The organism is Leucothrix pacifica, from assembly GCF_003172875.1.
Lineage (GTDB): Bacteria > Pseudomonadota > Gammaproteobacteria > Thiotrichales > Thiotrichaceae > Leucothrix > Leucothrix pacifica.
The window spans coordinates 1-2,645 of record NZ_QGKM01000005.1; the positions used below are offsets into that span (position 1 = coordinate 1).

The window sequence follows — 2,645 nt, forward strand, 5'->3', positions numbered from 1 at the left end:
ACTGAGTATTTTAGGTTCAAACGACTAAATTTAGATTCACCCTGTGACCACCAAACATCAGACTTACTGTTAAAGCTATACACCTTAACCGCACGTGCACGATTGGTCGCCTTCTTCACGCGATCAAATGACGGCTCACCTGCATCGATCCAGAGCGTAATTTGCTCATCCATGGTTCTGGCCCAAAGATCCGGCTCTTCGACATCATCCAACCCTTTGGTGAGCTCCAAACCTTCCTGAGCATTGATACAGAATGCCAACACTCTCACCATCATCCGCTCTAGTGTTTCTGAGGGGTGCTGAGCAATCGTCAGATTAATTGAATCATAATAGTCTCGCTCTAAATCTGATAAGGAAATTCTAGCTTTGTAAATGGTTGGTTTGATCGCCATGAGGATACCCGTGATATTCGAGCGAATTCAAACTGAAGACGAAATGTGCTCAGTAATCGCTGCGGCGTAGAATATCAGAGAGTGGGGCAGGCACAAGCATTGATAATTACATCAGAGAAATACAAGACACTTAGCCACGCCAAATTCTAAGAGATAGGGTGCAATGGCGCTAACTCACCCGACTCAGCACTATCGGATTGAGCGGAAGAATAGTCAGCGGAGTAAGCACTAATCGCTTTAGCCAATGCCTCACCATTCCACAGCTGCTCTGTTTGCGAGTAATTATTTTTGTTTAAGTCACGCACTGCATTGCTCAGAGCCACATTGCCGCTGGCCTCTACCCCCGATAAAGTGGCGGGATAGATGCCAACCTCTCTTGCCCATATCGGCAGGGTATTAATCGCCGCGACGGCATGATTTTCTCTACATGCAGTTGTTAGTTGTGTGAGTGCACTTTCAAATCTATCTTGCGAGGTCTCAACATGGGTCTCAACCGTGACCGAACGACGACGCCAAATGTACCAACCAAGCAGTAGTGCCAACATACTCACCGCACCCGCAAGGATTAGCGTTCTGTGCTCGACGAAGATATCAGTAATTGTCTTATCTGCGACAGGGGCAATCAGGGGAGATAAATCCGCACTTTCTTCCTCAGCAGGTTGAACGGGGTCAATTGTCTTGTCTTCAACAACAGGCTCCGGTGTTTTAGGATCAACTTGTTCAGCGATGACACCACTCCCGTCAACCCTGATTGTGAAGCTGGCCAAACGGGCAATTTCTTGCTTATCCGTATTAGTATTCCACCACGGCACTTCGACTGCCGGAATTTGGTACTCACCGGCCTCATTACCAATAATAGTGAACTTCTCTTCACGCAAGCCCGCTAAACCGCTCCCACCTTTATCTGAACGAAACGATGGTTGCTCTGGATAAACCTTTAAGCTATCTGGCAAAGCAAGTTTCACTTCGGGTAATAACTCAGCCTTAGTCCCTTCTGCCATCAGTGCAATGGTGACAATCGCCGGCTCACCTGCTTTCAAGTTGGCAGGTGGTATTGACCAGTTCATATTCAGGTTTACTTGTGAAGCGGGCAACCAGGACTCACCAGAAAAACTAGCCGGTTGGTCCATGATGGTCAATTCCGCTTTTGCTGAGTATGCATTCACTCGTGTGCCACTATTAAATGGCATCGAAAAACGATTCTGCCTCGCGCGACTACTGGCAAGACTCCCTCTGAACACAGAAGGCTCGATATGTAATGGTCCGGCTTTACTTGGAAATAGCGCATAGTAATTTTCACGCAATTGATAAGGCCGCCCGTTGTGCTGCACGTAACGAGGATTAGAGGCACCAAGGTACTCAACGTCTGCCTGACCCTTGGAGATTTTTGGCCGAGAGATGGAAGCATTATCAATCAGTGGTCGCGAATAATAGAGACGCTGAATGTATATGATCTGCCCGCGCACATAGGGATTGACTGGTCGAACTTCAACCTCCATTAACAAGTCATCAGAGCTGGATTGCGCAACAGGGTTGTCTCCGACCGTTATTTCGATGGGGTCAGTCTTTAAATTACCCACCTTCAGTGACGGGATCGTTAACTTTCCTTTTCTGTTTGGTGATAGCAAAAACGTCCAACGGGTTTCAAGACTTCTGACCCCATTGTAAACCGTAAGATTGGAGCTTTGGCTGTGTTGATCGATGCTGAAATCTTTATATATCTCAGTCAGATCTGGTCGCTGTCCCCGCGAATCCGCTAACGAAACAACTAACTCAACGGATTCATCAATGCCGATTTCCAACCTGTCAACACGTGCGGTTAACCCACTTGCCAAAGACAATGGAACACACAACAGCAACACAATAAAGATTACTAAACGCCTTACCATGGCTGAGTACCTCCCTGACTGGGGGCCGCGCCTCGTTGACGGTACTGATATTGGAACTTGCGTCGCCACAAACCCGAACTATCATCCGGAATTTGATACAGCCATTGCTTGGTTTGTTTTGCTTGCTCTTTCTCTTCTTCTGTCAGCTCTTGGCTTTTCGCTAAACCTTCAGGTTTGTCACCTGCTTCTTCAGATTGTTTTTCCTTGGCTTCCTGAGCGGCCTTTTCGCGCTCTGCCTCCTTCTTTCTTTGTTCTTCTGCGGCTGCTTCGTCCGCTTGTTTCTCTTGTTCGCTTTTCTCGTTATTCTGATCCTGCTCATCCCCATCCTGGCCACCTTCCCCACTCTGTTGGTTCTGTTGGTTCT

Annotated in this window: 2 protein-coding genes and 1 pseudogene; all 3 read right to left on the reverse strand. The window is 47.6% G+C overall.

Going from position 1 to position 2,645, the window contains the following annotated elements; translation table 11 throughout:
- Positions 1–392, reverse strand: a 392-nt coding sequence (locus DKW60_RS02400; RefSeq protein ID WP_109836075.1) for a YaeQ family protein, incomplete at its 3' end; no start/stop codon positions are given.
- 146 nt (positions 393–538) lie between these two features.
- On the reverse strand, positions 539–2,281 hold the full coding sequence (locus DKW60_RS02405) for a BatD family protein (RefSeq protein WP_109836076.1): 1,743 nt from the start codon (positions 2,279–2,281) through the stop codon (positions 539–541).
- A pseudogene (locus DKW60_RS23560) lies at positions 2,275–2,645 on the reverse strand (hypothetical protein); the annotation flags it as partial. The gene DKW60_RS02405 and the pseudogene DKW60_RS23560, both read right to left, overlap by 7 nt.

Bases quoted from the DNA above. Each gene is read 5' to 3' on its own strand.
- DKW60_RS02405 (WP_109836076.1), bottom strand. From the start codon at position 2,281: ATGGTAAGGCGTTTAGTAATCTTTATTGTGTTGCTGTTGTGTGTTCCA.